This window comes from Parasphingorhabdus sp. (genome assembly GCF_049667325.1).
Lineage (GTDB): Bacteria > Pseudomonadota > Alphaproteobacteria > Sphingomonadales > Sphingomonadaceae > Parasphingorhabdus.
In genome coordinates this window covers 1-4,561 of sequence record NZ_JBATHY010000068.1, presented here as the reverse complement: position 1 = coordinate 4,561, position 4,561 = coordinate 1, and the positions used below count along the sequence as shown (strand labels likewise).

At 55.9% G+C, this 4,561-nt stretch carries 6 protein-coding genes; all 6 read right to left on the bottom strand.

Annotated elements, in window-relative coordinates; translation table 11 throughout:
- Nucleotides 1-971, bottom strand: a 971-nt coding sequence (locus WBM93_RS03680; protein WP_424428298.1) for a heme lyase CcmF/NrfE family subunit, incomplete at its 3' end; no start/stop codon positions are given.
- Entirely contained in the window at nt 968-1,417 is a 450-nt protein-coding gene (gene ccmE, locus WBM93_RS03675; protein WP_424428295.1) for a cytochrome c maturation protein CcmE, read from the bottom strand. The genes WBM93_RS03680 and ccmE, both read right to left, overlap by 4 nt.
- On the bottom strand, nt 1,414-1,545 hold the full coding sequence (locus WBM93_RS03670; RefSeq protein ID WP_424428292.1) for a heme exporter protein CcmD: 132 nt from the start codon (nt 1,543-1,545) through the stop codon (nt 1,414-1,416). The genes ccmE and WBM93_RS03670 overlap by 4 nt, the downstream gene beginning before the upstream one ends.
- Nucleotides 1,542-2,261, bottom strand: a complete 720-nt coding sequence (gene ccmC, locus WBM93_RS03665) for a heme ABC transporter permease CcmC (RefSeq protein WP_424428290.1) — start codon at nt 2,259-2,261, stop codon at nt 1,542-1,544. Before ccmC ends, WBM93_RS03670 begins: the two co-directional genes overlap by 4 nt.
- Nucleotides 2,262-2,435: 174 nt before the next feature.
- Nucleotides 2,436-4,103: a SulP family inorganic anion transporter gene (locus tag WBM93_RS03660; protein WP_424428287.1), complete on the bottom strand. Its 1,668-nt coding sequence runs from the start codon at nt 4,101-4,103 to the stop codon at nt 2,436-2,438.
- 11 nt (nt 4,104-4,114) lie between these two features.
- Nucleotides 4,115-4,435 (bottom strand): helix-turn-helix domain-containing protein, encoded by a 321-nt coding sequence (locus WBM93_RS03655; protein WP_424428284.1) that lies wholly within the window; start codon nt 4,433-4,435, stop codon nt 4,115-4,117.
- Nucleotides 4,436-4,561: the final 126 nt, after the last annotated feature.

Below are 4,561 nucleotides of genomic sequence, written 5' to 3'. Positions count from 1 at the left end.
CCGCCAATATAAATGGCGAGCAGGGCCAATATGAAGCTACCTCTTTCAGGATCGACCGCAAAGGCGTGCACGCTGGTCAATATGCCGGACCGGACCAGAAAGGTTCCGATCATCGACATTGAAAAAGCGACCACTGCCAGCATCAATGTCCACGCGCGCAGGCCGTCGCGGGTTGCCAGCACGGTCACCGAGTGGAGCAAAGCTGTTGCTGCCAGCCAGGGCATCAGCGACGCATTCTCGACCGGGTCCCAGAACCACCAGCCGCCCCATCCCAGCTCATAATAGGCCCAATAGCTGCCAGCCGTTATGCCGAGCGTCAGGAATATCCATGCCCCCAACACCCATGGCCGCATCGCTTTGGCGAAGGCAGCGCCGACATCGCGGGTAATCATCGCGCCAACGGCAAAGGAAAAGGCTACCGAAAGCCCGACATAGCCAAAATAGAGCGTCGGCGGATGAAAGGCGAGACCGGGATCCTGGAGCAGTGGATTGAGCCCCTGCCCGTCCGCCGGAATCGGAAACATCCGTTCAAAGGGGTTGGAGGATATTAGCAAGAAAGCGTAAAAGCCGAGACTGATAAAGGCTTGTGCTGCAAGGGTTGCGACCAGAGTTCTGGTTTTCAGCGAGCGTTCGAACAGCGCGATAAACGCACCGGCCAGCCCCATCACCGTCACCCACAGCAGCATCGACCCTTCATGATTTCCCCACGTGCCGGCAAATTTGTAAAGCAAAGGCTTCACCGAAGCGCTGTTCATCGCCACCAGCTTGACGGACATGTCGGACCGCAGGAACAACCAGATCAGCAGCAGAAAAGAAAGGGTAACAAACAGACCCTGGGCAATCGCCACCGGCCGGATCGCGGCATAATAGGCCTCGCGCTCGGTCCGCAGACCAACCGCACCGAGAATGAATTGCAATAATGTCAGTGCGCCGGCGAGCCAGAGCGCGATCAGTCCCGTTTCGGCGATCATTGGACCAGCGTCTCCGTTTTGCGCTTGCCGGCAGTCATATCAATGCCTTCCAGCTCGCGCGGAATATAATTTTCGTCATGTTTGGCGAGCAGTGTCTCGGCAACAAACATGCCGCCAGCGTCCAGCCGGCCGTCGGCGACTACACCGGAACCCTCGACGAACAGGTCGGGCGTGATACCGGTGTAGATGACATTTTGCTGTGCCTTGCCGTCCTGCACAATGAATTGGACGGTGATCCCATCCGCCGAGCGCTGGATCGAGCCTTCCTCGACCATGCCGCCAAGACGAATGGCGGTACCCGCTTCCGGCTTTTTGGCAGCGATATCGGACGGCGTGTAAAAATAGCTGGCCTGATCCTGCAGCGCATAAGCGCCCAGCACACCAGCACCGATCAAAGCGACAACCGCCAGCAGCACCAGGGTCAGTCTTTGATGTTTTGCTTTCATTTGCGCTTGCTCAATTGATCTGCCTTGCGTTCTGCCCTGCGCATCGAGACATAACTATTCACGATAACCGCAGCTGTGCCAATCAGCACTATGGCATAGGAGGCGAAGACGAAAGGCCAGTGGTTCATTCGGCGGCCATCCTTTTCAGCCGGGCATCAACTTTGGTTTGCGCCAGACTGGCGCGCATCCGCATAAGCACAATCCCGCCAAACAGGAGAGAGAAACCTATCGCCGAAACCAATAGAGGCCATAAATAGAGCGCATCGATAGTGGATTTCCCCATGATACTGATGCTCGTCCCCTGATGCTGTGTCTCCCACCATTCGACCGAAAAGCGGATGATCGGCAGGTTGACGATGCCAACAACACCGAAAATTGCGGCGATCCGGCTCTGGCCGTTGGCTTTGCTGGTCTCATTCGCCAGCACGATATAGGCGAGATAAAGAAAGAACAGCACCAGCATGGAGGTCAAACGGCCATCCCAGACCCACCATGTACCCCATGCCGGACGCCCCCAGATCGATCCCGTAACCAGGCATAGTAGCGAAAACAACGCTCCCGGCACCGCAATCGCGCGCGCCGCATGAGAGGCCAGCGGGTGCCGCCAGATCAATTCGGTAATACTGGCAATCGCAATGCCGGTCCATCCCGCCATCCCCAGCCAGGCCATCGGCACATGGACAAAGATGATCTTGACCGTTTCGCCCTGCAACCGCTCGGGCGGTGTAGCCAGCAAACCCCATACGCAAGCAATCAAAACCATGGCGATGCCACCAAATAGCAAAAATGGTGTCAGCGGCTTGGCCAGCGTCAAGAAACGGGTAGGGTTTGCAAAAGCGTGCATGGATTGAGCGGTGATTGCCTCGAGCTAGATCGCGTCCAGTATCATTGGCAAAATTCGATGGCAGAAGCATGGCCCAGCGACAAGTGTTTTTGCGATTTTCAATTTGTAACAAAGTTGGGGACCTGCCGGTAGACGGCACTCGGGAGTCCATCGTCGTCGCTTTGCCAGCACTGGCTAATGCAATGTGATTGCGGTCAATTGTTCGGCAAGCCGCAGTGCGGCAACATAGTCTGCTTCAAAATATACGTCCGCCTGATCGCCGGACAGGCCGATGCGGGTGAGCATTTCTTTCGGCTGTGGTCGCACGCCGGACAATATTATCTTGGCGCCGGATATGCGGGCCTGCTCGATAAATTCTTCTATCATCGTCACCCCGCTGGCATCCAGAATCGGCACAAGCCGCATTCGCAGGATGATGACCTTGGGCGTGCGCCCGATCTTGCGCATCGCATCGAGCAATTCTCCCGCCACCCCGAAAAACACAGGCCCGTTGATCCTGAACACTTCAACGCCATTCGGAAGGTCATCGCGCTGGGTGAGGTCATCTCCATCGGAATGGCCATCGCGATCTGGTGAATTTCCGTTGTCCAGCTGCACAGTCTCGCTCATCCGTGCCATGAACAGGAGCGACGCCAGTGAAACCCCGACGCCGATCGCCACCGTCAAATCGACCAATACGGTGAGTCCGAATGTCAGCAACAAAACGGCGCGGTCACTATTCGGCATACGCAGCAGTGCAATGAACCGGTCGGTTTCGGACATTCCCCACGCGACGACGAACAGGATGGCGGCGAGCGCGGCCATGGGCACATAAGCCATCAAACTGCTGCCAAATAGCATGAATAGCAGAATAAACAGCGCGTGCAGCATTCCTGCCACCGGGGTTTTCGCGCCAGCTTTAATATTCGTCGCTGTCCGCGCGATCGCCCCCGTTGCGGGCAGGCCGCCGAACATGACCGACCCCAGATTGGCAATGCCCTGACCGATCAACTCTTGGTTTGAGCGATGCCTTGTACCGGTCATCCCGTCTGCGACGACAGCGGATAACAGCGCCTCGATTCCGGCAAGAAAGGCGATAGTGAACGCAGAAGGGAGCAACTCGGCGACTCTTGCCCATGACATGAGCGGAAAAGACGGCATGGGAATTGTCGATGACATATCCGGAAAGCGGGTCCCGATGGTATCAACAGGAAGCTTGAACAATGCGACCACGACCGCGGCGAGTATCAAGGCGATGAGAAAACCCGGCAATTTAGGAGCAAATCTTCTGAGCGCGACAATCACGGACAAAGCGCCAAGACCGACCAGCAAGGTGGCAATATCCAAGGACGATATCGCACCGAAATAGGCCTGCCATTTTGGCAAAAAGTCGGCCGGAATATTTTCAAGCGAGAGCCCCAGAAAATCTTTGACCTGACTGGTCGCGATAATCACCGCGATTCCCGCAGTAAAACCAGTCACCACTGGATGGGGGATGAACTTGATCAAACGCCCGATTTTGAACGCCCCGGCAGCAAGTAAAATCAGTCCGGCCATGAATGTGGCAATCAGCAGACCATCATAGCCATGCTGGGCAATCACATTGAACACAACGACAACAAAGGCGCCCGTGGGTCCACCAACCTGAACACGCGAGCCACCGAAGAACGAGATCAAGAATCCGGCGATAACGGCGGTGATCAGCCCCTTGTCGGGCGAAGCTCCGCTGGCGATGGCAAGCGCCATCGATAACGGCAGCGCAACTATGGCAACGGTCAGCCCTGCGACCGCATCGGATTTCAACAGACTAAGATTATAGCCCTCGCGCATGGTCGTGACGATTTTGGGGGTGAAGCTATACACTGTACCGGATTCTATTTTGCTTCCGCGTCCGACGTTGCCTTGTCGAACAAGATCGAGCCGACCGCATTTGCCGCCTTGCCATCCATAGTCTCACGCAAACGCACCCCGCGCCCGATGCCGACGCTGGCTGCATTCTCGCCAATCAGCTCAATCCCGCTGTTTTCCAGAGCGCCTATAACCTTGACCAAAGTATCGACGACGCCGCGCACTTGTCCGTCCGATGCCTCCATCCGCTGGATCGTTGGCAGCGATAGTCCGGCTAGTTCGGCCAGTTGGCGCTGATCGATACCGAGCAAAGCTCGCGATGCCCGCATTTGTTGAGACGTGATCATTTCTCTGTTCCATTTGATATATTAAACATCAAATATCAGTATTAACAATTTATTTTAAATCTGTATAGTGAACTTTCATCGTTGAGGGTGAATCGGGGATCAGCCTTCCGGGCAAGAAAACAAACA